The organism is Burkholderia sp. MSMB1072 (genome assembly GCF_001524725.1).
Lineage (GTDB): Bacteria > Pseudomonadota > Gammaproteobacteria > Burkholderiales > Burkholderiaceae > Burkholderia.
In genome coordinates, this window is sequence record NZ_LOYC01000033.1 from 48,829 (window position 1) to 70,699 (window position 21,871).

Here is a 21,871-nt window from a genome sequence, read left to right on the forward strand (position 1 = left end):
GGGGCGACGTGGACGAACGAATGGCGCCCGCCGTAAGATCTCGGCAAGGAGATCCGGCGATGCGCCTTTCGAAGATTGATCTGAACCTGTTCGTCGTATTCGAGGCGATCTACAACAAGCGCAACCTGACGCGCGCGGCCGAGGTGCTGAACCTCACGCAGCCGGCCGTCAGCAACGCGCTGGCGCGGCTGCGCAAGACGCTGAACGATCCGCTGTTCGTCAGCACGCCGGCCGGGATGATGCCGACGCCGATGGCCGAGAACATCGTCGGCCGCGTGCGCGAGGCGCTGCAACTGCTCGATTCGAGCGCGCACGAAGGCGACGTGTTCGATCCGGCTTCGTCCGAGCGCGTATTCCGGCTCAGCATGAGCGACCTGACCGAAGCGCTGCTGCTGCCGGCGCTCGGCGAGTTGCTGCAGACGCATGCGCCCGGCATGCACGTGCGCAGCTACACGATGGATCGACGCGAAGTCGCGACCGCGCTCGCGAACGGGTCGGTCGACCTCGCGATCGACGCGCCGCTGATCGGCGATCCGCACCTGCACCAGGCGCTGCTCGTGCAGGACCGCTACGCGTGCATGATCCGCGACGATCACCCGTTCAAGGGCGACACGCTGACCATGGACGACTACCTGTCGATGGGCCACATCCACGTATCGAGCCGCCGCAAGGGCAGCGGGCACGTCGACGCGGAACTGACGCGACTCGGGCTGCGCCGCAACATCCAGATGCGCGTGCAGCATTACATGGTCGCGCCGCTGATCGCGATGCGCGGCGATCTCGCGCTGACGGCGCCGCTGCGGCTGCTGCGGCGCTATCCGGCGCGGATTCTCGAACTGCCGTTCGAGATGCCGGGGCTCGACTACTTCTGCTACTGGCATCGCAGCGCCGATCAGGATCAGGGCAGCCGGTGGTTGCGCGAGCAATTGATGACGCTGATGGGCGGGATGGAGGAGGGGCGGTGAGGGAGCGCCGTGCAGGTGCGTGCCGTCGTTTCGTCAGCACGGCTCGTCGTCGAAGCGCGACGACGCCGGCCGGCGCTTCATGTCCTTTAGCCAGCGCCTGACCTGATCCGGATCCTCGAATTCGCGCAGCGCGACGGCCAGGTCCTGGTTGCTGCGCTGCATGCCGGCGATGTCGCGCGTCAGCATGCGCAGCACGGTATCGGGCGCGACCTTGGTGGACGGCGCGATGCCATACGTGCCCCTGAAATCGTTCTCGACGTGCACGATCTCCCGATCGAGCTCGCGCAACTGTTCCTCCAGGATGCCGTTGTAGCGCGTGAGCCGCGCTTCGCCGAGGCCGTCGATCGCATGCCGGTCGATCTGTTCGATTTCCAGCTGCAGTTCCAGCAATTGCAGCAGGTTGCCCTTTTCGTAGGCACGGTTGACCCGTTGCATCAGCACGGTTTTGCGTTGCTGCTCGTGCGGATCGGTTTCGCGGTCGGGATGCAGCGCGCTCGCGAGCTTGCGATAGATCTCGCGGATCGACTTGCTCGATTCGGCCCGGTCCGCTTCGATCCGGGCTTGCGCGGCCGATTGCTTCGGTGCTTTCTTGCGCTTCGCGCGCTGCGCCTCGCGGGCCGCGTGAGCGGCCATGTCGCGTTCGAACTGGGCGTCGAGTTCGGCTTGCATCCGCTCGGCAAGTTCGTCGGCGGACAGCGAGTCGAGATCCTCGGGCGGTTGCGATTCAGGTTCCCGTTTCGGTTTCGTCGGCTCGGGAGCGGCCGTTGCGTGGCCGACGTGGTCGGATTCGACATGCCGGTTGTAAATCACCTTCAACGCCGGGTCGTCACTCAGGTTCGGCAAATCGCCCGCCATATCGGCGATCAACCCGGACAGCGTGCGTTGCTCGGCCTTGCTCAAGCCCTTCTGCAGAAACGCGTCGTCGAGCAGATGGATCAGCCGGATGCGCAGCGCCGTCGCTTCCTGTTCGAGCGGCAACAGAGCGTCGACGAACTTCTTCTGGAACGCCGGCATCACGGCTTCCCACGCGCGGAGCCGCTCGCGGCGCCTTTCGATGTGCTCGACGAGCGTATTGAACGTTTTCTGGGCTTTCGACAGGCTGGCTGTCTCGTGGCCGGGCGCGATGGCGACCGCGGCACCGCGACGTGCGGTCATGATTGAAATCCTCCGGCCGCGGCGGGACGCGCGGCAGGCCGGTATTTTAGCTGGATGGGGGCGCGCGTTCCGGCCTGCAGCGCGCCGATGCCGATGCGTTACAGCACCGCCATCGATTCCGTCATGTTCTGCTTCATGTAGTCGAGGAAGCGCTTCTGGAACAGCATCGTGTGCTCGTGCGCGGCCCGTTCGGCAGCTTCGGCGTCGCGTCGTGCGATCGCGTCGATCAGTTCGTCGTGGTCGCGCCCGAGCTTTGCGGCCGTCGGTGAACTCACGGTGAAGTCGAAGTGCAGATGGAGCAGACGCTGCCCTTCGCCGAGCAGCCGTTCGTAGTAGCCGACGAAATACGGGTTGTTTGCTGCGTGCGCGATCACCATGTGCAGCGCCTTGTTGGTCTCCGACATCGCTTGAAAATCGCCGCCCGCGACGGCCTCCATGTAGACGTCGTCGGCCTTGCGGATTTTCGCGAGATCCGCGTCGGTACGCTGCGTGGCCGCGAGCCGCGTGACCGCGCGCTGGATCAGGTCGAGCGCCGAGATGTACTTCGGGAATTCCTCGATCTCGAACGGCGTGACGAGCGTCGTACGGTTCGGCAGGATCGTGACGAGCCCTTCGCTGCTCAGCCGCGCGATGGCGTCGCGCACCGGCGAACGCGACAGCCCGAACTGCGCGGCCAGCGAGATTTCGTCGAGCTGCACGCCGGGTTTCAGCTTGAGCGTCAGGATCTGCTTGCGCAATTCCTCATACACATACCGCCCGCCGTGCCGGCGGCCGCCACCTTCGGTTTCAACGGCCTCTTTGCTCATCTCGCTACCCTTCCTGTAATCGGCCCGGGTCGCCGGGCGCGCTCTGGAGTTTAGCATCGCGTCCTCACGTGCCGGACGGCGCCGAGGGCCCGAATCCATCGCCCCAGGTATCGCTCAGCATGAATCCGGCGGCCAGCGGATCGTCGGGATCGACGCCGAGCTGCTGGAACCCGAACACCCATGCGCGCCCGGTCACGCGCGGCAGCACGGCCGGCCGGCCGCCGACCTCGGTCATACCCAGCAGTTCGACACCGAATTCCCCACCGATCGTCGAGCGCGACGTGAGGCGGTCGCCGACCTTCACGCGCCCGCGTGCCGCGAGCGTCGCGAGATTGGCCGAGCTGCCGGTCCCGCACGGCGAGCGGTCGACGCGGCCGGGCGGCAGCGTCGTACAGGTCTGGTAGACCGTGTCGTCGAGACGGTTGCGGAACATCACGTACGCGACTTCGTTGATCTCGGGGTACAGCGGATGCTGGACGGTAACCTGCCGGTTGATGATCTCCTTGAGCCGCACGCCGTGCGTCGCGAGCTGCCGCGCGTTGCCCGGTGCGATCTTGAGCGCGATCTGGTCGACGTCGACGAGTGCGTAGTAGACGCCGCCGAACGCGATGTCGGCCCTGATCGTGCCGAACGCGTCCGTTTCGACGGCGACGTCGAGGTGTTCGACGAATGCCGGCACCATGTCGAGCGAGACGCCGACGCAGCGGCCGTCGCGGCATGCAGCCCGCGCCGTGACGAGCCCGGCCGGCGTGTCGAGCACGACCGTGGTCTCCGGTTCCTGCATCGGCACCATCCCGAGTTCGAGCAATGCCGTCACCACGCAGATGCAGTTGCTGCCCGACATCGGATGCGCCTTGTCGGCCTGCAGCACGATGAACCCGGCATGCGCTTCCGGCCGCGTCGGTGGCAGCAGCAGATTGACGGACATCTGCAGGCAGCCGCGCGGTTCGAGCACGACCAGGCGCCGCAAGCTATCGTCGGTCTCGTTGAGATAGTTCATCTTGTCGAGCATGGTCTTGCCCGGCACGTCGAGGACGCCGCCGGTGATGACCTTGCCGATCTCGCCCTCGCAATGCACGTCGACGAGCTGCAGCGTTTTGTTCCATCGCATGATCGATTCGCCTTCCTACTTGATGTACCAGCCCCAGGGTTTGTCGCTGTCGTAGCGCGTGATCTGCTTGATCTCGAGGTAGTTGTTCAGACCCCACTCGCCGAGTTCGCGACCGATCCCGCTCTGTTTGTAACCACCCCACGGCGCTTCGGTGAACGTCGGCTGCGAGCAGTTGATCCACACGATGCCGGCGCGCATCGCGCGTGCGACGCGCTCGCAGCGCGGCAGGTCGGCTGACATGACCGCCGCCGCGAGGCCGAAGCGCGAATCGTTGGCCGACCGGATCGCTTCCTCTTCCGTATCGAACGACCGGATGCATACGACGGGCCCGAAGATCTCCTCGCGCCAGATCCAGCTGTCTTCCGGCACGTCGGCGAACACGGCCGGCTCGATGAAGTAGCCGCGGTCGAGATGCGCCGGCCGGCCGCCGCCCGTCACGAGCCGCGCGCCCTCCTCGCGGCCGCGCGCGATTGCCGCCCGGACCTTGTCGTACTGCCCGCGGCTGACCAGCGGGCCGAGCAGCACGCCGTCGTCACGGCCGTTGCCGATCGTGATTTTGCGCGCTTCCTGCGCCAGCCGCTCGACGAGCGGCGCGTACAGCGAGCGCTCGACGAGCACGCGCGACGTGGCTGAACACACTTCGCCCTGGTTCCAGAAGATGCCGAACAGGATCCATTCGACGGCCGCTTCGAGGTCGCTGTCGCCGAACACGATGAACGGCGACTTGCCGCCGAGTTCGAGGCTCACGTTCTTGATGTCGTGCGCGGCGGCCTGCATGATCCGGCTGCCGGTGGGCACGCTGCCGGTGAACGCGAGCTTGTCGACGCCCGGATGCTCGGCGAGCGGCGCGCCGGCGTCCGCGCCGAGGCCCGTCACCACGTTCAGCACGCCGGCCGGCAGCCCGGCCGACTCGGCGATGCCGGCCAGTTCCAGCGCCGTGAGCGGCGTCAGCTCGGACGGTTTGAGCACCATCGTGCAGCCTGCCGCGAGTGCGGGCGCGACCTTCCACGCGGCCATCAGCAGCGGAAAATTCCACGGAATGATCGCGCCGGCCACGCCGATCGGCTCTTTACGGACCACCGTGCTGAAGCGCTCGTCGGCCAGCGGCACGGGTGCTTCGGCATTGCCGTCGAGCTGCTCGGCAAGCCCCGCATAGAAATCGAAGCAGCCGGCGGCATCACCGAGATCCCACATTGCTTCGGGCAGTGGCTTGCCGTTGTCGCGCACTTCGAGCGCTGCCAGCTCCGGCAGGCGATCGCGGATACCTTGCGCGATCGCGCGCAACACGGCGGCGCGCGCCGCGCCGGTCATGCGCGGCCAGGGGCCGTCGTCGAATGCGCGGCGCGCCGCGTCGACGGCGAGGTCGATGTCTTCGGCGGAGGCGGCCGCCACTTTCGCGATCACGGTTTCGTCGCTGGGGTCGATCGTGTCGAAGGTGTGTCCGCGAACGGGTGCTACCCAGCGGCCGTCGATGAAAAGTCGTTCGTAGGATTGCATGAAGGGTCTCGAATGTCAGGCGAAGCGATATGCGCTGAACGGCGACAGGTCCTGCCGCGTCGGCCGGCCGGCGACGAGGTCGCCGATCAGGCGGCCGGTCGTCGCGCCGAGCGTGAGGCCGAGCTGACCGTGGCCGAATGCCATGTACGTGTTGGGCAGGCGCCGCGAGCGGTCGATCACCGGTTTGGTGTCGGGCAGGAACGGCCGGTAGCCGACGCCGTATTCGACGCGCGCGGTCCGCAGCTCGGGCAGGATACGTCGGGCTTTTTCCAGGATGATGTCCGCGCGCCGGAAATTCGGCTGCGCATTGCGGCCCGCGAACTCGATGGTGCCGCCGATCTGCAGGCCGCGCGTCATCGGCGTGAAGCAGAAGCCGCCGTCCGCGTAGATCACGGAATGGCGAAACTCGACGCCCGGGTCGGCGAGCAGCGCCTGGTAGCCGGCGATGCCTTCAAGCGGAACGTGCACGCCGAGCTGGTTGAAGAATGGCCGCGAGCCGGTGCCGGCCGCGACCACCACGTGATCGGCCGCGATGCGCTCGCCGCCGGCGAGCGTTACGCCCGTCGCGCGCCCGGATGCCTCGTCGATGCGCGTGGCGTTCGCACGGATGCGGCGCCCGCCTTGCGCCTCGAAGCTGGCCGTCAGCGCCGCGATGAACCCTTCTGTATCGCTGACCGCGCGCCAGTCCGGAAATAGCAGCCCGTGCCGGAACCGGCCGGCGAGCGCTGGTTCCAGATCGCTGATCTCCGCGGCCGTCAGCCGCTGCGATGCGAAGCCGAGCGACTGCCGCAGGTCGAGATGCTGCTGTTCGTGCGCGATGCCGGCTGGGTCGTCGAACACTTCAAGCACGGGGCGCTGGCCCAGCAGCGCACGGTCGCCGCACGCGTCGAGCAGCGGCGCGTAGTCGGGGTAGACGTCGTGCGTGAGCGTGGCCATCGCCTGCGCGATCGACACGATCTTCGCGTGACGGGCCGACGCGACGAACCGGAAAAACCACGGCAGGATGCCGGGCAGCGCGCCGGGCCGTAGCGCAAGCGGCCCCTTCTGGTCCATCAGCCAGCGCGGCACCTTCATCAGGATGCCCGGTTTCGACAGCGGAATGACCTCGCTGACGGCCATCTGCCCGCAGCTCCATTTTGCGGTGCTGTCGCCGGGGGCGGCCGGATCGATCAGCGTGACGGCATGGCCGTCGCGCTGCAGATAGAGCGCGCAGCACACGCCGACGATTCCGCCGCCGATCACGGCCGCCGTTTCCTCGCGAGCGGTGCCGGATGCGGCGGGTGCATGGTGTTGCGCAATCGCGTTCAATTGACGAACTCCTGCAGGCTGAACCCGTGCGCATAGGGTTGGGACGAATCGACGCGATACTGCGCGCGCCCGGTGACCCACGCGCGTCCTTCGATGCTCGGCCGCACGGCGTCGAGCCCGCTGTCGAGGCGCGTGGCTGATTCCACGCGGCCGATGAAGTGGCTGCCGATCAGGCTCTCGTGGCAATACGTGTCGCCGGCCTTCAGCCAGCCGCGCGCGAAGCGCTGCGCAACGCGTGCCGAGCTGCCGGTACCGCATGGCGAACGGTCGATCAGACTGTCGCCGGCGATCACCACGGCGCGGCCGTGCGCGTCGCCGGCGAGCGGCTTGCCCGTCCACATGCAGTGCCGGACGCCGCGAATGGCCGGATGGTCGGGGTGCACGACGTCGATCGCGTCGTTGACCGCGCGCTGCACGTCGCGCCCCCACGCCAGCAGCTCGTCCGGCGTGAAGTGTTCGCAACCGGGGAAGTTCGGCTGAATCTCGACGATCGGATAGAAGTTGCCGCCGTACGCGATATCGACCGCAAGCGTGCCGAGCGCTGGAATGGCAATCTCGACGTCGCGCGCGAGCAGGAAGCTCGGCACGTTGGTGAAGCGTACCGACGTCACGCGCTCACCGTCCATCTCGTAGCGTGCGACGATCTGCCCGGCCGGCACGTCGACGGTGATCGTTCCCGGCTGCTTCGGCACGACGAGCCGCTCCTCGATCGCGAACGCGATCGAGCCGATCGTCGCATGACCGCACATCGGCAGGCAGCCCGACGTTTCGATGAACAGCAGGCTGAAATCGGCGTTGTCGCTGATGGGCGGGTAGAAGATCGTGCCCGACATATGGGCGTGGCCGCGCGGCTCCAGCATCAGCGTTCGGCGAACCCAGTCGTGATGCGCGACGAAATCCTCGCGGCGCGCATTCATCGTCGCGCCCTGCAGCGCCGGCGCGCCGCCGATCACCATGCGCACCGGCATCCCTTCGGTATGGCCTTCGATACAGGTGAAGCTGTGCATCGTCATGTTCAGGTTTCCTCGGTCGGCGTACCGGCGCCGCGCGGCGCCGGTACGTGCGCGCATCACGCCTGCGACGCTTCGAAGATCGCGCGGAAGTCGGCCTTTTCCTGGTCGGTCAGCGGCTGCAGCGGCATGCGCGCGTTGCCGACCTTGAAGCCCGCCAGTTCGCACCCGTACTTGACCTTCTGGATAAACTTGCCCGCTTCCATGCTCGCCATCACTGGGAACAGCGAACGCATCACATTCTGCGCGCCTGCGACGTCACCGGACGAGAATTTGTCGTGGAAGCTCACGACCTGCTTCGCGAAGCAGTTCGCGGGCCCGCAGATCCAGCTCGTCGCGCCCCACAGGAAGAAGTCGAGCGCCTGGTCGTCCGAGCCGCACGACAGCTGATAGTGCTCGCGGTACTTGCCGCCGATCTCGATCGCGCGCAGCAGATTGCCACTGCTTTCCTTGATGCCGATTACGCGCGGGTGATCCTTGAACGCGTCGAGCACGCCGAAGCCGACCTCGACGTTCGTGCGTACCGGATAGTTGTACAGGATCACGTTCACGTCGGTCACCGCGGCGAGGATGGCGTCGTAGTGTCCGATCAGTTCGTCCTGCGACGGCAGCGCATAGTACGGCGGCGCGATCAGGATGTTCGTGTAGCCGGCGTCGCGCGCCTGGCGAACCTGCTCGATCACCTCGCGCGTCGACGAGCCGTTCGCGCCGGCGATCAGCGTGCCGCGGTTGCCGACCACTTCGCGCACGGTCTTCATCACCGCGCGGCGCTCGTCGTTCGTCAGCGCGTAGTACTCGCCGGTCGACCCCAGCGGAACGAAACCGCTGACGCCCGCGGCGAGCTGATATTCGAGGATCGACGCGAGCGTGTCGTGATCGACCGCGCCCGACGCATCGAACGGCGTGACGAGGGCGGGCAGAATGCCTTTCAGTTGCATGAGAGTTCTCCGGCTTGACGAGTGCGTTGAGGGTTAATAGGCATAGCGCCTGAGCATCCTGGACTCCACTACGCCGACCAGGCGGGTCAGCGGAAAGGCGACGAGGAAATAGATGACGGCGACCGTGGTCAGGAACTCCACGGGCCGCGCGGTGCTGTTCGATACGTTCTGGCCGACGAACATCAGGTCGGCGATCCCCACCGACGAAATGAGCGCGCTCTCCTTGAACAGGCTCACGACGTTCGACAGCAGCGGCGGAACCGCGCGCAGCAGCGCCTGCGGAAAGATCACGTAGACGATCTTCACGTGCGGCGACAGGCTGAGCGCGATGCACGCGTCGTGCTGCTCGCCGGCGATCGATTTCAGCGAGCCGCGAAACGTCTCGCTGGTGATCGCGGCCATATACAGCGTCAGCGAGATCAGCACCGACAGATACGGCGGAATCGGCAGCCGCAGCACGACGGGGAAGCAGAAGAACACCCAGAACAGCTGGATCAGCAGCGGCGTGCCGCGGAAGAATTCGACGAACGCGGTGACCGGCCCGCGCAGCCAGCGCGACGGCGACATCCGCAGCAGGCTCAGCACGAAGCCGAGCAGGCTGCCGACGAGTGCGCATGTGGCGGTGAACGCGAGCGTCAGCCCGAGGCCTTTCGCGAGCACCAGCCAGTACGGCCAGACGACGGAAAAATCGAGATTCACGGCGGGCTCCTCAGCGCTGGACGGCGACGTCCTGGCGGCGCTCGATGACGTTGACGAGTTTCGCGATCGGCAGCGACAGCGCGAAATACACGAGCGCGACCACCGAGTAGGTTTCGAGCGGCCGGTACGCTTCGGTCGCGATGCTCTTCGCGACGTACATCAGATCGCCCACCGCGACGATCGCGACCAGCGCGCTCTGCTGCAGGCTGCCGATGCCGTTGGTCAGCAGCACGGGCATCGCGCTGCGCAGCGCCTGCGGCAGCACGACGTAGATCGTGCGCTGCCACGGCCGCAGGCCAAGTGCGACCGCCGCATCGAGATGCTCTTTCGGCACCGCCTGCACGCCTGCGCGATAGGCTTCCGCGTTGAATGCAGTCAGGTTCAGGCCGAGCGCCAGCACGCCCATCGCGACCGGATCGATGAACACGTCGACCATCATCGGAATGCAGTAGAAGAACCAGATGATTTGCAGCAGCGCCGGCGTGCAGCGGAAGAATTCGATGAAGAGCTGCGCGGGCCAGCGCACGAACGTCCAGCGGCTCATCGCGAGCAGGCACAGCACGAAGCCGAGCACGAGACCCATCGCGTTCGCGGCGACGGCCAGCACGATGGTGACCTTCAGCCCGTCGAGCAGCGCACCAAGGCTGCCGGCGAGGAAGCTGAAATCGAAGTGATAGCTCATGGCTTCGGCCTCAGTCGAGATGCAGGACTTTCTCGAGGAATTCCCGCGTGCGCGCTTCCTTCGGACACTTGAAGATCTGGTCCGGTGCGCCTTCCTCGACGATCTTGCCGTTTGCGCAGAACACCACGCGGGTGGCGATGTCCCGCGCGAAGTGCATATCGTGCGTGACGATGATCATCGCCATCTTCTGCTCGGCGAGCTGCAGCATCACGTTCTGCACTTCGACGACCATTTCCGGATCGAGTGCCGACGTCACTTCGTCGAAGAGCATCAGCTTCGGTTCGAGCATCAGCGCGCGCGCGATCGCCACGCGCTGCTTCTGGCCGCCGGAAAGCTGGCTCGGATACGCATGCAGCTTGCTTTCGAGGCCGAGGCGCGCGAGATACATGCGGGCGCGCTCGGTGGCTTCGGCCTTCGACAGCCCGCCCACTCGCACGGGTGCGAGGATCAGGTTGCCGAGCACCGACAGATGCGGAAACAGCGTGTAGTGCTGGAACACCATGCCGATCTGCTTCTGCAGCTTCGCGTCGATGCGCCATCCGCCGCGCGCGTCGCCGCCGCGGATGTACGACGCACCCTGGAACGCGATCTCGCCGCGCTGGATACCTTCGAGGCCCATCATCACGCGCAGCAGCGAGCTCTTGCCGCTGCCGCTCGGGCCGATGATCACGAGCCGGTCGTCGGCGCGCATGTCGAGGCTCATGCCGTCCATGACGACGAGGTTCGGGCCGTACGCCTTGTGCACGTCGTGCAGCCGGACGAAATCGCCGGCCGGCGCGCAAGCGGCGAAGCGCGTGGTCGAAAGGGGATGCGTGGCCGACCTGACGGCCGTCGTTTGAGGCGACAACATGACAATCTCTCCAGCGGCGCCCGACGTCGGCGCGCAAAGTGCGAATCGGAAAACCGGCGCCCGGCGACGGTCGGCCAGGCTTGTCGGCGTGGCCGGCGCTTACTTGCCCGGGGTCAGCATGGCTTGTACGGAAGTCTTGATGAGCCGATTCACTGCGCCTGACTTGACCTGCTGTGCGAGATAGCCGTTGAGTACGTCGAGATCGGCCTTCGGCGTGTCCTTGCGCAGGCCGAACGCCACTTCCTGCTGCGCGAGCGGCGGCGCGGGGTTGAAGCTGGCTGCCCAGTCGGGGTGCGCTTCGGTCAGGAGCATGTTGGTGATGTTCGCGTCGGCGAGGAGATCGGCACGCTTCGAGATCAGTGACAGGCGCGTCTCGTCGTTGCCCGGCAGCCGCATGATCCGCGCCTGTTTCAGTTCGGCCGAAATAGCCTTGTCCTGCGACGTGCCGGACATCACCGCGATCGTGATGTTCGGCTTGTCGATGTCGGTGATCGAGCGAAGATTCTTCGGCACGCGCGGGTTGTTCTTGTTGTAGACGAACGAGACGTTGTAGTCGGTCGCCGGCGCGGAGAAGGCGACGGCCTTTTCACGCTCGGGCGTGTCGTTCAGCGCGAGCGACAGGTCCCATTTGTCCGATTGCAGGCCCGCCACGATGTTGTCCCAGCTCGTATCGACGAATTCGACCTTCACCTTTAGCACGTTCTGCCCGAAATCGCGGCACAGATCCGAGAAGAAGCCACTGTAGGCACCCGTCTTCGGGTCGCGCATCACGTACGGCGGCGCGACCGCGGCACCGCAGCGCAGTACGCCGGCTTTCTTCACGGCGGCCCACGCATCGGGGCCGGCGGCGTACGACGGCGCGGCCGCGATCAGAGATGCCGCTGCCAGCGTGCACGCGGCGATTTGACGGGTGAAACGAGACAGTCGATTCATGGTGACCTCACTTGATATGGGTAAACCCGTATGCCTTCTGCTTTCTCCACACATCGATGTGTGTTTTGTTGTGTGCAGCATTGTGTGCATATTAGAAGAGCAAAAATCGGCATGTCAACGAGAACTGACGGGAGGCCGGGTTTTCCCCCGCAGGTGCGGGGCGGCGCGAGAAGGTGTGCGGAGAAAGGTGGTGCGAGCGGGCTGAGCACGGCTACGCGTGGCGGGGACAGCAAAGATCGGGGAAGCGGCGAAACCGGAAGGGGCGTGAGGGCAGGCAACGGGCCGGGGACGAAGGGTTTGCGACCGGATGCCGTCTTGCCGACGGCATCCGCAGTGTCAGGCGGCGAAAGGCTGGTTCGGAGCGCGTGGCGTGCGCTCGAACACCGCGAAATAGATACAGAAGCCGATCCACAGCGCGAGGCACATCACCAGCAGCGCGGCGGGTTCTGAAGATTGGGTGCGGCCACAACTATCGCTACCGCCCCCGCGGCGCTGCCCGCGAGCCGATAGATCGTCTTCGGGGCGAAACGCGCCGGCCATTGGCAGCGAGTCACGTAAGCCGCGAGCAGCGCCCACCACTGCCGCGGGGAGCTGACGCTGAACGAGATCGGCAGCACAAGCGCGGCTGCGATGAAAGTGTTGATCGAGAAAAGGTGCTTTCTCGGATCGATAGAGAGTGGATCGCGCGGCCGTAGCGGCGCGGCGGTGGCTTGCGACACGTCGGTTTCCTTGGGCGAGACGGTCGGAATGTATTGCTGCGACTGCGTTACGGCGTGGGAGGCGCGTGCAGCACGTCGTGTCTTGCAACGTCGGTTTGCGGGATGCGCCGTGGCGGAGGACGAAGCATGCGGGAACGGGAGACCGCACGGAAAGGATGTTCGTTGCAGGCATTTCAAACACGGAGTCCGCGCCTTTTCCTTTTTGGCGACACACATCCGTGACCGCGGGTCCATGTAAATGCCGATCGTGCGGATGCGCGGTTCGAGGAGAGCGGGGCGCAAAGCGGTTGCGAGCGCAGCCGTATGACGGAACGGCGAGCGTAGTGTTGCCGTGTCGTCGGTTTAGAACAACTGCCCTTGCCCGGAGATCACGCGTTCGAAATCGTCCCGCAGGAACGGCAGGATCGCATCGGCGACAGGCTGAAGCTGACGGCTCAGATAGAACGCATAGTCGATCGGCGAACGCATCGTTTCGAGCGGCTCGGGGCCGGCCGTCGTCATCACGTAGCTGATCCAGCCACCGCGCTGATACTGCAGCGGCCGACCCTGCGCGAGGTTGAATTCGTCGGCGATCCGCGCCGCGCGCACGTGCGGCGGCACGTTGCGTTCGTACTCGCGCAGCGGCCGGCGCACGCGCTTGCGGTAGACGAGCTGGTCGTCGAATTCGCCGGCGAGCGTGCGCTGCACGTAGTCGCGAATGAAATCCCGGTACGGCTCGCGCCTGAACACGCGCCGGTACAGCTCGCGCTGAAACTGCTGCGCGAGCGGCGTCCAGTCGGTGCGCACCGTTTCGAGCCCCTTGAACACGAGATCCTCGCCGCCGTCGGCCGTCGCCGCGAGGCCCGCATAGCGCTTCTTGCTGCCTTCTTCCGCACCGCGCACGGTCGGCATCAGGAACCGGCGGTAATGCCGCTCGTACTGCAGCTCCAGCGCGCTTTCGAGCCCGAATTGGTCGCGCAGGTGCGCATGCCACCAGCGGTTCACGTGCTCGACGAGTGCGCGGCCCTTGGCGCCGGCTTCGTCGTCGTCGTGCGCGCGGCCGAGCCACACGAAGGTCGAATCGGTATCGCCGTAAATCACTTCGTATCCCTGAGCTTCGATCAGCTTGCGCGTGCGATGCATGATCTCGTGGCCGCGCATCGTGATTGACGACGCGAGGCGCGGGTCGAAGAAGCGGCAGCCCGTCGAGCCGAGCACGCCGTAAAACGAATTCATGATGATCTTCAGCGCTTGCGACAGCGGCGCGTTGCGCTGCCGCTTCGCGTCGTCGCGGCCTTCCCATACGCGGCGCACGATATCGGGCAGGCAGTGCGCGGTGCGCGAGAAGCGCGCGCCGAGAAAGCCGGGCACCGATGCATCGTCGCCGGGGTTCGCGAGCCCTTCGATCAGGCCGACCGGATCGATCAGGAACGTGCGGATGATCGACGGATAGAGGCTCTTGTAGTCGAACACGAGCACCGAATCGTACAGCCCGGGGCGCGAATCCATCACGAAGCCGCCTGGGCTGTTCTGCCCCGTCACGTCGCCGAGGTTCGGCGCGACATAGCCGAGCCGGTGCATGCGCGGCAGGTACAGGTGCGTGAAGGCGGCCACCGATCCGCCGGTGCGGTCGGCCGCGAGCCCCGTGACGCTCGCGCGTTCCAGCGCGAAGGACAGCAGGTCGGCCTTGTCGAAGATGCGCGTGACGAGCTCGCAGTCCTTCAGGTTGTAGCGCGCGAGCGCGGGCTTGTCGTGATCGAAGCGGCGCTGGATCTCGTCCATCCGCTGGTACGGATTGTCGATCGACTTGCCTTCGCCGAGCAGCGCTTGCGACACGTATTCGAGGCTGAACGACGGGAACGTCCACGTCGCCGATTTCAGCATGTCGATGCCGTCGAGGATCAGCCGGCCGGCCGCACCCGCGAAGAAGTGGTCGGGCTGCTGGCCGTGCGCGCGCCAGTCGAGCACGCTGCCGCCGCGCCCGAGCTTCAGCGGCACGCCGTATTGCTCCGCGTGCGCATGGAGGATGCGCAGGTCGAACTGCACGAGGTTCCAGCCGATCACCGCATCGGGATCGTGTTCGTCGAACCAGTCGTTCAGCCGCGCGAGCATCGCGGGCCGGCTGTCGCAGTAGTCGAGGCGGAAGTCGATGGCGCTCGCGCCGGCATCGCCGTTCGGCGGTCCGAGCATGTAGACCTGCCGTTGCCCGCAGCCTTCGAGCGCGATCGAATACAGCTCGCCGTGGACGCTGGTTTCGATGTCGAGCGACACGCAGCGCAGCGCCGGGCGGTAGCCGGTCGCGGGCTTCAGCTCGCCGCCGGTCAGCGTGCCGTCGCGGCCGGGCTGGCCGCGAAACTCGACGCATGCGGTGATGAAGCGCTCCATCGCGTAGCGGTCGGGCGGCTGCACGTCGGCTTCGTAGACGTCGACGCCGGCCGCCGCGAGGCGCTTCTGGAGCCCGGACAGGTGGCGATAGCGCCGGCAATAGAGTCCTACGACCGGGCGCCGGCTGAAATCGCGCAGCGCGAGCGGGCGCAGTTCCGCCTCGCGTTCGCCGGCCAGGGTGCGTTCGGCGAGCGCCTGCTGTTCGGCCGGAATGAACGCGATGGCTTCCTGCGGACGCAACCGCACGCGGCGCGGACCGTGTTCGGTTGCCAGCCAGAACTCGATCTCGATACCGGATGCGGTGTCCCGCCAGTGGCGGGTAAGGATGAAACCCTGCTCGAACGCCGTCAAAACGCTTGCTCGTCGTGGATGCCCAGGCGGCGGATTTTAGCGCTTGGGAGAGGGTCGTGCCTGACGCGGGCATGGACGAAATGGGGATGGAGCGACATCTATTTATTGACTGATCTGTCCATAACGCCTATTCTGCGGCAATGGTGAGACCACGTGAATTCGATCGGGACGAGGCACTGGAGCGCGCGTTGCGCGTGTTCTGGGAGAAGGGCTATGCCGCGACGTCCACCGACGACCTGCTGAGTGCGATGCATATCGGCAGGCAGAGCCTCTATAACGCGTTCGGCGACAAGCGCAGTCTGTACGTCGAAGCGCTTGAACGCTACCAGTCGGAAAGCGTGTCGGGTCACGTCGCCCACCTGATGGCGCCGGCGTCCGCGATCGCCGGTATCGAGGCGCTGCTGCTCGGCGTGATCGCCGGCAACGCGGCCGAGCGCGTGCTGGGTTGCATGGGCGTCAATGCGATCTGCGAATTCGGCACGGCCGATCCCGAGCTGGCCGAGCTGCGCGATAAAGCGGGTGCGATGCTGCACAAGCAGGTCGTCGCGCGCGTCCGCGAAGGGCAGGAGGCGGGCGAGATCGACCGCGCGGTCGATGCGCGCGACGCTGCGAGTTTCATCCTGACGACGATGCAAGGTATCCAGCTCGGCGCACGTGCCGGGTCGAAGCTGCAGGCATTGCGCACGACCGCGGAATTCGCGGCCGATCGTCTCAGGGCGCGCTGATACCGATACACGCAACACAACGCGCCGGCACGGCTGCCGGCGTTTTTTTTGTCAAGTTATTGACTGATTAGTCCATAAAAGAGCGAATCATGACAGGCATTTCCGGCGGCGCACGCAAGGTCGCGATCGTATTTGGCGGATCGCGCGGAATCGGCGCGGCCATCGCCCGGCGGCTCGCGGCGGACGGCGCGGATGTCGCGTTCACCTACGTCTCGGCGCCGGAGCGCGCGCAGGAAACCGCTGCCGCGATCGAAGCGAGCGGGCGAGCCGCGCTGGCGATCCGGGCCGACAGCGCGAACGCGGACGAGATCCGCGAGGCCGTCGCGCAGGCGGCCGGGCGCTTCGGGCGGCTCGATGTCGTCGTGGTCAATGCGGGCATCCTGAAGCTGGGCGACGTGGCCGAGGTCGGCGTCGAAGATCTCGACCGGATGCTGGCGGTCAACGTGCGGGGCGTGTTCCTGGCCGTCCAGGCCGGCGCCGCGCACCTGACGCACGGTGGCCGGATCGTCACGATCGGCAGCAACACGGCCGTGCGCAGCGGGCATCCGGGGTCGAGCGTCTATTCGATGACGAAGGCCGCGGTGGCCGTGATGGTCAAGGGTATCGCCGTCGATCTCGCACCGCGCGGGATCACGATCAACAACGTGCAGCCAGGGCCGGTCGAGACCGACATGACGGCCGATCACCTCGACCGGATTCGCCCGCTGATTCCGCTGCGGCGGGCTGGCAGCCCGGACGAGATTGCATCGCTGGTTGCGTGGCTCGCGAGCGCCGAATCGGGATACATGACGGGTTCGAGCCTGACGATCGACGGCGGGATGGCGTTGTAGCGCGATGCGCAACGGAGCCGCGCGGCGCTCCGGAGGGACGGGACTGGGGCAGTGCGGCCGCGCTGCGCGATGCCGCAGGATCGCGCCGTCACTCCTTCGGCAACAAATACGCTTGCCGCGCGAACAGCCGCCATCCGTCCGGATGCCGCTTCCACACCTGCAGCACGCCGATATGCGCGGTGCTCGTCTTGCCGTCCGGCAGGTTGTTGACGGAATCGAACGTATGGCGCACCCATGCGCTGTCGCCGTTCACCGTCACCGTCTGGCCCGACAGTGCGATCGACTGGAACGCATGCGTGCCGTCGAGCGTCTTCAGGAAGGCGGCGCGATCCTGCAACTGGCCGGACGAATGGCCGTAGGTGAGATCGTCCTCGACGAGCGTGCGCAGCGCGGCGCCGTCGCCGTCGAGCATCGCGACGCGCAGGTGCTCGACCGCATGCGCGACGGGCTCGGCGTCCGCATCGGCGGCATGAGCGGCGGCGCTTGCGGCAAGCAGCGCGGCAACGGCGACGAAACGGGCAGCGGCGCCGAAGCGCTCGAGCAATGACATGGCGAAAGGATTTCCTGTGACAGGAGCAGGGAACGGCGTCAAAAGCGCATCACACATGCCCTTCATGCTCGATCGGGCTTCCATGCGCGGGCCGTGCGGCCAGTGACGGCAGCGGCGCGCCGCTTGCCCGCGCCGCCCGTTTCGCCCACATCGCAGTCAGAATCGGCACGAGTATCGCCGTCACGAGGCACGCGGTCGCGACGATCGCGGTCGCCGCCGGCACCATCGGTTTGAACTTCGGAATCATCTCGCCGATGATCGCCGGGTTCGCGACCGCGGCGCCGGCCGTCGACGACGCGGCGAGCCCGGCCGTCCCGTTGCCGCCGCCCAGAAACCTGTCGGCGAGCATCAACGGCACGCCCGTCACGACGATCACCGCGAGCCCGAGCGCGATGCCCGGCAGCCCGCTCTTCGCGATCACGTTCAGATCGATGCCGTTGCCGAGCGCGAACCCGAAGAACGGAATCAGCGGATGCACGCAGCGCCCGAACAATTCGCGCAGCTCCACATCGAGGTTGCCGAACGTGAAGCCGATCAGGAACGGCAGCACCGCGCCGACGAACAGCCGCGTCTCGAACACCGCCACGCCGGCCGCGCCGAGAATCAGCATGCTGACGAGCGGCCCCGATTCGATCGACATCAGCACGAACGCGCCGGCCTCTTCCTTGCTGCCGTACTGCTGCATCACGGCCGCATAAAGGCCGCCGTTGGTCATGTCCATCGACGTCGTGATCGCGAGCAGCGACAGGCCCGCGAAGAGGCCCGTGCGGATGCCGTCGTCGGGGATGAACTGCGCGGCGATCAGCGTCGCGAGCCATGCGACCACGATCTTCGTCACGAGCAGCGTGCCCGATTTGCGCAGCACGACGCCCGTCGCGCGCAGGTTGATCGTCGCGCCCATGCAGAAGAACCAGACGGCGAGGATCGGCACCGTGCCGGCGATCAGGCCGTTGGTGAACGAGCCGAAGTACTTCCCGGCGTTCGGCGCGAACGTATGCACGCATGCGCCCAGCAGCATCGGGACCAGCATGAGTCCGCCCGGAATGCGGTCGATGGCCTGTTTCAGCTTCACGTCTCCTCCGTGGACGTCGAGGCGTCCCGTTGTCGAATGATGTCTGCCGAATGACTATAGGACATGATTCGGAACGGTGGTCCGTTTTTGTGAATTTCGGTGGTAGTCGTATACCCGTAATACGTGAAGATATTGATGTGAAAGGAATTTATCGATCCGTCACGCAAGATCGAAAATCCGGATCGACGTTCCGAATTCAAGAAATGTGTGCTTCAATCTTCATCAGGGCGATCGGCGGCGACGGTGCCGGCGGCGTGTCCGTTTCCCATGGAGAACCGGCATGGAAGTGCGGCAGGGCATTCACAGCGAACACGCGAAGGCGCTCGACACGGCCGGCCTGCGCCGGCATTTCCTGGTGGAGAACGTGTTCGCGCCGGACGCGCTGTCGCTCACCTACAGTCATATCGACCGCATCATCGTCGGCGGCGCGTGGCCGGCCACTCGGCCGGTCGAGGTGCCGGCGTCGCTCGGCGCCGCGGTGGGCGTGAGCCATCTGCTGGAGCGGCGCGAACTCGGGGCGATCAACATCGGCGGGCCAGGCTGGGTCGAGGTCGACGGGCAGCGTCATGCGGTGGGCACGGAGGAGGCGATCTACATCGGGCAAGGCGGGCAGGGTGTCGTGTTCGGCAGCGACGATCGCGCGCGGCCCGCGAAGTTCTACCTGAACTGCGCGCCCGCGCACACGGCCTATCCGACCCGCACGATCACGCTTGCGCAGGCATCGCCTGAAACGCTCGGCGACGCGGCCACGAGCAACCGCCGCACGATCTACAAGTTCATCGTGCCGGATGTATTGCCGACCTGTCAGTTGTCGATGGGGATGACGAAACTCGAGCCCGGCAGCCTGTGGAACACGATGCCGTGCCATACGCACGAGCGGCGCATGGAAGTGTATTTCTACTTCAATCTCGCCGCCGACGCGGCCGTGTTCCACATGCTCGGCGAGCCGCAGGAGACGCGTCACGTGGTGGTGCACAACGAGCAGGCCGTGATCTCGCCGAGCTGGTCGATTCATTCCGGCGTCGGCACGAAGGCGTACACGTTCATCTGGGGGATGGTCGGCGAGAACCAGGTGTTCAAGGACATGGACCACATCGCCGTTGCCGACCTGCGCTGACATCATGAAACGCGATACGACCGATCTTCCCGCCGCCGATGCGCATGCCGCGCTCGCCGGCCTGTTCGACCTGACCGGCAAGGTCGCGATCGTCACCGGCTGCAACACGGGGCTGGGTGCGGCGATGGCCGTCGCGCTGGCGTCGGCCGGGTGCGACATCGTCGGCGCGAACCGTTCGTCGTCCGATGCAACGTCGGCGCGCGTGGCGGCCGCGGGGCGGCGTTTCGTCGACGTGCGCGCGGATCTGTCGACGCTCGAGCCGGTCGAGCGGATCGTCGGTGGCGCACTCGACGCGTTCGGCCACGTCGACATCCTCGTCAACAACGCGGGCATGATCCGCCGTTGCGATGCGCTCGAGTTCACCGAAGCCGATTGGGACGCGGTGATCGACGTGAACCTGAAGAGCGTATTTTTCCTGTCGCAGGCGGTCGCGCGGCAGATGGTGCGGCAGGGGCGCGGCGGCAAGATCGTGAACGTCGCGTCGATGCTGTCGTTCCAGGGCGGCATTCGCGTGGCGTCGTACACGGCGTCGAAGAGCGGCGTGCTGGGCCTCACGCGGCTGCTCGCGAACGAATGGGCCGCGCGCGGGATCAACGTGAACGCGATCGCGCCCGGCTACATGGCGACCGACAACACCGCGCAGTTGCGCGAGGACAGCCGGCGCAGCGACGAAATCCTCGCCCGCATCCCGGCCGGCCGCTGGGGCGTGCCGGACGATCTCGCGGGCGCGGCGGTGTTCCTCGCGTCGCGCGCGTCGGACTACGTGCACGGTCACACGCTCGCCGTCGACGGCGGCTGGCTCGCGCGCTGACCGTATCGCAAGACGAACGCGTTATGCTCTCCCGATTCGCATCTCACGGATTCACGGACATGACAGCAACGCCCAGGCAGCGCAAGCGCGATCAGGCGAACCAGGAAACCGGGGCGGACCTTTCGGCGGCAGGCGCCGCCGAGAAGCCCGATTCGGTGGCCGCCGTCGGCAAGGTCTTCACGATCCTCGCCGCGCTCGGCGAGCGCCGCGAGGTCGGCATCAGCGAACTGTCGCACCAGCTCGGCATGTCGAAGACGACGGTGCATCGCTTCCTGCAGACGCTCAAGGCGCTCGGCTACGTCGCGCAGGAAGGCGAGACCGATCGCTACCGGCTGACGATCCGGCTGTTCGAACTCGGCAGCAAGGCACTGGAGAGCGTGGATCTCGTGCGCGAGGCCGATCTCGAGATGCGCCGCATCGGGCAACTGACGCGCGAAGCCGTGCATCTCGGCGCGTTCGACGAGGACGCAATCATCTACATCCACAAGATCGACGCCGATTACGGGCTGCGCATGCAGTCGCGCATCGGCCGGCGCAATCCGCTGTACAGCACGGCGATCGGCAAGGTACTGCTCGCATGGATGCCGTCCGGCGACGCGCGGGCGGTGCTGGCCGGCATCGAGTTCAGGAAGTCGACCGCGAAAACGCTCGCGTCGGCGGATGCGGTGATGAGCATCCTGCCGCACGTGCGGCGGCAGGGCTACGGCGAGGACAACGAGGAGCAGGAAGATGGCCTGCTGTGTCTCGCGGTGCCCGTGTTCGACCGCTTCGATCGCGTGATCGCGGGGCTGTCGCTGTCGTTTCCGACGATGCGGTGCGGTGCGGACACGAAGGCGCATTACGTCGCGTTGCTGAAGGAGGCCGGGCAGGCGATTTCCGCGCGGCTCGGGCATCATCCGGAAGCGGCCGGCGTCGAAGCGACGACGGTCGCGCAGGATTGAGCGTGGGTCGGGCGCGAACCGGCAAACCGAAAAAAATACGGTATCCAGAACGAATCATGCAGATGAAAGCGACGATGCGCATCGGCGTCGCGATGCTGGTGCTCGGCGCGAGCCTCGGCGCGAACGGCGCGCACGCGAAGAGCACGGTCGATTGCGGCAAGCTCGACGCCGCCACGAGCGGCCCGGACGACAACTTCCGGCCGCCTGCGTCCGGCACGGTCGTCGGCACGGGGCGCGCGTATTTTTACTCGGCGCCCGACGCGCATTGCATGACGAAGCGGACCTTCATCGTCCCCGGCGATTCGGTGACGATCTACAAGTCGCACGGGCGCTGGTACAACGTCATGTACGTGAACGGCAAGACCGGCGACGATTTCGAAGGATGGATCGAGCAGGGCCGCGTTCACCTCGACGGTCAATACGGCACGCAGTAGTCG

At 66.3% G+C, this 21,871-nt stretch carries 22 protein-coding genes; 7 read left to right on the forward strand and 15 right to left on the reverse strand.

Annotated elements, in window-relative coordinates:
- Positions 1 to 59: 59 nt before the first annotated feature.
- Positions 60 to 965, forward strand: a complete 906-nt coding sequence (locus tag WS89_RS17130; RefSeq protein WP_059792169.1) for a LysR family transcriptional regulator — start codon at positions 60 to 62, stop codon at positions 963 to 965.
- A 33-nt stretch (positions 966 to 998) separates the two neighbouring features.
- Here the strand turns inward: WS89_RS17130 and WS89_RS17135 are convergent, their stop codons facing one another.
- The 13 genes from WS89_RS17135 to WS89_RS17190 form a co-directional block, all read right to left on the reverse strand.
- Positions 999 to 2,120 (reverse strand): J domain-containing protein, encoded by a 1,122-nt coding sequence (locus WS89_RS17135; RefSeq protein ID WP_059792172.1) that lies wholly within the window; start codon positions 2,118 to 2,120, stop codon positions 999 to 1,001.
- A gap of 98 nt (positions 2,121 to 2,218) precedes the next feature.
- Positions 2,219 to 2,926 (reverse strand): GntR family transcriptional regulator, encoded by a 708-nt coding sequence (locus tag WS89_RS17140; RefSeq protein WP_179949868.1) that lies wholly within the window; start codon positions 2,924 to 2,926, stop codon positions 2,219 to 2,221.
- 64 nt (positions 2,927 to 2,990) lie between these two features.
- On the reverse strand, positions 2,991 to 4,037 hold the full coding sequence (locus WS89_RS17145; RefSeq protein ID WP_059792174.1) for a proline racemase family protein: 1,047 nt from the start codon (positions 4,035 to 4,037) through the stop codon (positions 2,991 to 2,993).
- Between the two features lie 15 nt (positions 4,038 to 4,052).
- On the reverse strand, positions 4,053 to 5,534 hold the full coding sequence (locus tag WS89_RS17150) for an aldehyde dehydrogenase family protein (RefSeq protein ID WP_059792176.1): 1,482 nt from the start codon (positions 5,532 to 5,534) through the stop codon (positions 4,053 to 4,055).
- Between the two features lie 15 nt (positions 5,535 to 5,549).
- Positions 5,550 to 6,833, reverse strand: a complete 1,284-nt coding sequence (locus tag WS89_RS17155) for an NAD(P)/FAD-dependent oxidoreductase (RefSeq protein WP_059792296.1) — start codon at positions 6,831 to 6,833, stop codon at positions 5,550 to 5,552.
- Positions 6,834 to 6,838: 5 nt separating this feature from the next.
- Positions 6,839 to 7,855 carry a 4-hydroxyproline epimerase gene (locus WS89_RS17160; RefSeq protein ID WP_059792294.1) on the reverse strand — a complete coding sequence of 339 codons (1,017 nt, stop codon included), beginning with the start codon at positions 7,853 to 7,855 and terminating at the stop codon, positions 6,839 to 6,841.
- 56 nt (positions 7,856 to 7,911) lie between these two features.
- Positions 7,912 to 8,790: a dihydrodipicolinate synthase family protein gene (locus tag WS89_RS17165; RefSeq protein WP_059792178.1), complete on the reverse strand. Its 879-nt coding sequence runs from the start codon at positions 8,788 to 8,790 to the stop codon at positions 7,912 to 7,914.
- 33 nt (positions 8,791 to 8,823) lie between these two features.
- The gene (locus WS89_RS17170; RefSeq protein ID WP_059792180.1) at positions 8,824 to 9,489 is read right to left on the reverse strand and encodes an amino acid ABC transporter permease; all 666 of its coding nucleotides are present in this window, start codon (positions 9,487 to 9,489) and stop codon (positions 8,824 to 8,826) included.
- Between the two features lie 10 nt (positions 9,490 to 9,499).
- Positions 9,500 to 10,171, reverse strand: a complete 672-nt coding sequence (locus tag WS89_RS17175; RefSeq protein ID WP_059792182.1) for an amino acid ABC transporter permease — start codon at positions 10,169 to 10,171, stop codon at positions 9,500 to 9,502.
- 10 nt (positions 10,172 to 10,181) lie between these two features.
- Positions 10,182 to 11,021, reverse strand: coding sequence for an amino acid ABC transporter ATP-binding protein (locus WS89_RS17180; RefSeq protein ID WP_059792184.1), 840 nt, complete (start codon positions 11,019 to 11,021; stop codon positions 10,182 to 10,184).
- Between the two features lie 99 nt (positions 11,022 to 11,120).
- The gene (locus WS89_RS17185; RefSeq protein ID WP_059792186.1) at positions 11,121 to 11,954 is read right to left on the reverse strand and encodes a substrate-binding periplasmic protein; all 834 of its coding nucleotides are present in this window, start codon (positions 11,952 to 11,954) and stop codon (positions 11,121 to 11,123) included.
- Between the two features lie 425 nt (positions 11,955 to 12,379).
- Positions 12,380 to 12,673 carry a hypothetical protein gene (locus tag WS89_RS32605; protein ID WP_257128179.1) on the reverse strand — a complete coding sequence of 98 codons (294 nt, stop codon included), beginning with the start codon at positions 12,671 to 12,673 and terminating at the stop codon, positions 12,380 to 12,382.
- Between the two features lie 342 nt (positions 12,674 to 13,015).
- Entirely contained in the window at positions 13,016 to 15,388 is a 2,373-nt protein-coding gene (locus WS89_RS17190; RefSeq protein WP_059792187.1) for a DNA polymerase II, read from the reverse strand.
- 140 nt (positions 15,389 to 15,528) lie between these two features.
- On the opposite strand from WS89_RS17190, the gene WS89_RS17195 reads away from it, so the two are divergent.
- Entirely contained in the window at positions 15,529 to 16,113 is a 585-nt protein-coding gene (locus WS89_RS17195; RefSeq protein WP_059792189.1) for a TetR/AcrR family transcriptional regulator, read from the forward strand.
- 89 nt (positions 16,114 to 16,202) lie between these two features.
- The gene (locus WS89_RS17200; RefSeq protein WP_179949870.1) at positions 16,203 to 16,943 is read left to right on the forward strand and encodes an SDR family oxidoreductase; all 741 of its coding nucleotides are present in this window, start codon (positions 16,203 to 16,205) and stop codon (positions 16,941 to 16,943) included.
- 88 nt (positions 16,944 to 17,031) lie between these two features.
- Here the strand turns inward: WS89_RS17200 and WS89_RS17205 are convergent, their stop codons facing one another.
- Positions 17,032 to 17,493 carry a nuclear transport factor 2 family protein gene (locus WS89_RS17205; RefSeq protein ID WP_059792191.1) on the reverse strand — a complete coding sequence of 154 codons (462 nt, stop codon included), beginning with the start codon at positions 17,491 to 17,493 and terminating at the stop codon, positions 17,032 to 17,034.
- Between the two features lie 49 nt (positions 17,494 to 17,542).
- Positions 17,543 to 18,565, reverse strand: coding sequence for a 2-keto-3-deoxygluconate transporter (kdgT, locus tag WS89_RS17210; RefSeq protein WP_059792194.1), 1,023 nt, complete (start codon positions 18,563 to 18,565; stop codon positions 17,543 to 17,545).
- 280 nt (positions 18,566 to 18,845) lie between these two features.
- Between kdgT and kduI the strand changes: the two genes are divergently transcribed.
- From kduI to WS89_RS17230, 4 genes are all read left to right on the forward strand, one after another.
- Complete coding sequence (kduI, locus tag WS89_RS17215) at positions 18,846 to 19,682, forward strand: 5-dehydro-4-deoxy-D-glucuronate isomerase (protein ID WP_059792195.1); 837 nt, start codon at positions 18,846 to 18,848, stop codon at positions 19,680 to 19,682.
- A gap of 4 nt (positions 19,683 to 19,686) precedes the next feature.
- Positions 19,687 to 20,493 (forward strand): 2-dehydro-3-deoxy-D-gluconate 5-dehydrogenase KduD, encoded by an 807-nt coding sequence (kduD, locus tag WS89_RS17220; protein WP_059792197.1) that lies wholly within the window; start codon positions 19,687 to 19,689, stop codon positions 20,491 to 20,493.
- A 59-nt stretch (positions 20,494 to 20,552) separates the two neighbouring features.
- Positions 20,553 to 21,434, forward strand: coding sequence for a DNA-binding transcriptional regulator KdgR (kdgR, locus tag WS89_RS17225; RefSeq protein WP_059792199.1), 882 nt, complete (start codon positions 20,553 to 20,555; stop codon positions 21,432 to 21,434).
- A gap of 62 nt (positions 21,435 to 21,496) precedes the next feature.
- Complete coding sequence (locus tag WS89_RS17230) at positions 21,497 to 21,868, forward strand: hypothetical protein (protein ID WP_059792300.1); 372 nt, start codon at positions 21,497 to 21,499, stop codon at positions 21,866 to 21,868.
- Positions 21,869 to 21,871 lie beyond the last annotated feature (3 nt).

What these genes read in the sequence shown, in the direction of transcription:
- WS89_RS17130 (WP_059792169.1), top strand. Translation starts at nt 60, where the DNA reads ATGCGCCTTTCGAAGATTGATCTGAACCTGTTCGTCGTATTCGAGGCG.
- WS89_RS17135 (WP_059792172.1), bottom strand. Translation starts at nt 2,120, where the DNA reads ATGACCGCACGTCGCGGTGCCGCGGTCGCCATCGCGCCCGGCCACGAG.
- WS89_RS17140 (WP_179949868.1), bottom strand. Translation starts at nt 2,926, where the DNA reads ATGAGCAAAGAGGCCGTTGAAACCGAAGGTGGCGGCCGCCGGCACGGC.
- WS89_RS17145 (WP_059792174.1), bottom strand. Translation starts at nt 4,037, where the DNA reads ATGCGATGGAACAAAACGCTGCAGCTCGTCGACGTGCATTGCGAGGGC.
- WS89_RS17150 (WP_059792176.1), bottom strand. Translation starts at nt 5,534, where the DNA reads ATGCAATCCTACGAACGACTTTTCATCGACGGCCGCTGGGTAGCACCC.
- WS89_RS17160 (WP_059792294.1), bottom strand. Translation starts at nt 7,855, where the DNA reads ATGACGATGCACAGCTTCACCTGTATCGAAGGCCATACCGAAGGGATG.
- WS89_RS17165 (WP_059792178.1), bottom strand. Translation starts at nt 8,790, where the DNA reads ATGCAACTGAAAGGCATTCTGCCCGCCCTCGTCACGCCGTTCGATGCG.
- WS89_RS17175 (WP_059792182.1), bottom strand. Translation starts at nt 10,171, where the DNA reads ATGAGCTATCACTTCGATTTCAGCTTCCTCGCCGGCAGCCTTGGTGCG.
- WS89_RS17180 (WP_059792184.1), bottom strand. Translation starts at nt 11,021, where the DNA reads ATGTTGTCGCCTCAAACGACGGCCGTCAGGTCGGCCACGCATCCCCTT.
- WS89_RS17185 (WP_059792186.1), bottom strand. Translation starts at nt 11,954, where the DNA reads ATGAATCGACTGTCTCGTTTCACCCGTCAAATCGCCGCGTGCACGCTG.
- WS89_RS17195 (WP_059792189.1), top strand. Translation starts at nt 15,529, where the DNA reads ATGGTGAGACCACGTGAATTCGATCGGGACGAGGCACTGGAGCGCGCG.
- WS89_RS17200 (WP_179949870.1), top strand. Translation starts at nt 16,203, where the DNA reads ATGACAGGCATTTCCGGCGGCGCACGCAAGGTCGCGATCGTATTTGGC.
- WS89_RS17205 (WP_059792191.1), bottom strand. Translation starts at nt 17,493, where the DNA reads ATGTCATTGCTCGAGCGCTTCGGCGCCGCTGCCCGTTTCGTCGCCGTT.
- kduI (WP_059792195.1), top strand. Translation starts at nt 18,846, where the DNA reads ATGGAAGTGCGGCAGGGCATTCACAGCGAACACGCGAAGGCGCTCGAC.
- kduD (WP_059792197.1), top strand. Translation starts at nt 19,687, where the DNA reads ATGAAACGCGATACGACCGATCTTCCCGCCGCCGATGCGCATGCCGCG.
- kdgR (WP_059792199.1), top strand. Translation starts at nt 20,553, where the DNA reads ATGACAGCAACGCCCAGGCAGCGCAAGCGCGATCAGGCGAACCAGGAA.
- WS89_RS17230 (WP_059792300.1), top strand. Translation starts at nt 21,497, where the DNA reads ATGAAAGCGACGATGCGCATCGGCGTCGCGATGCTGGTGCTCGGCGCG.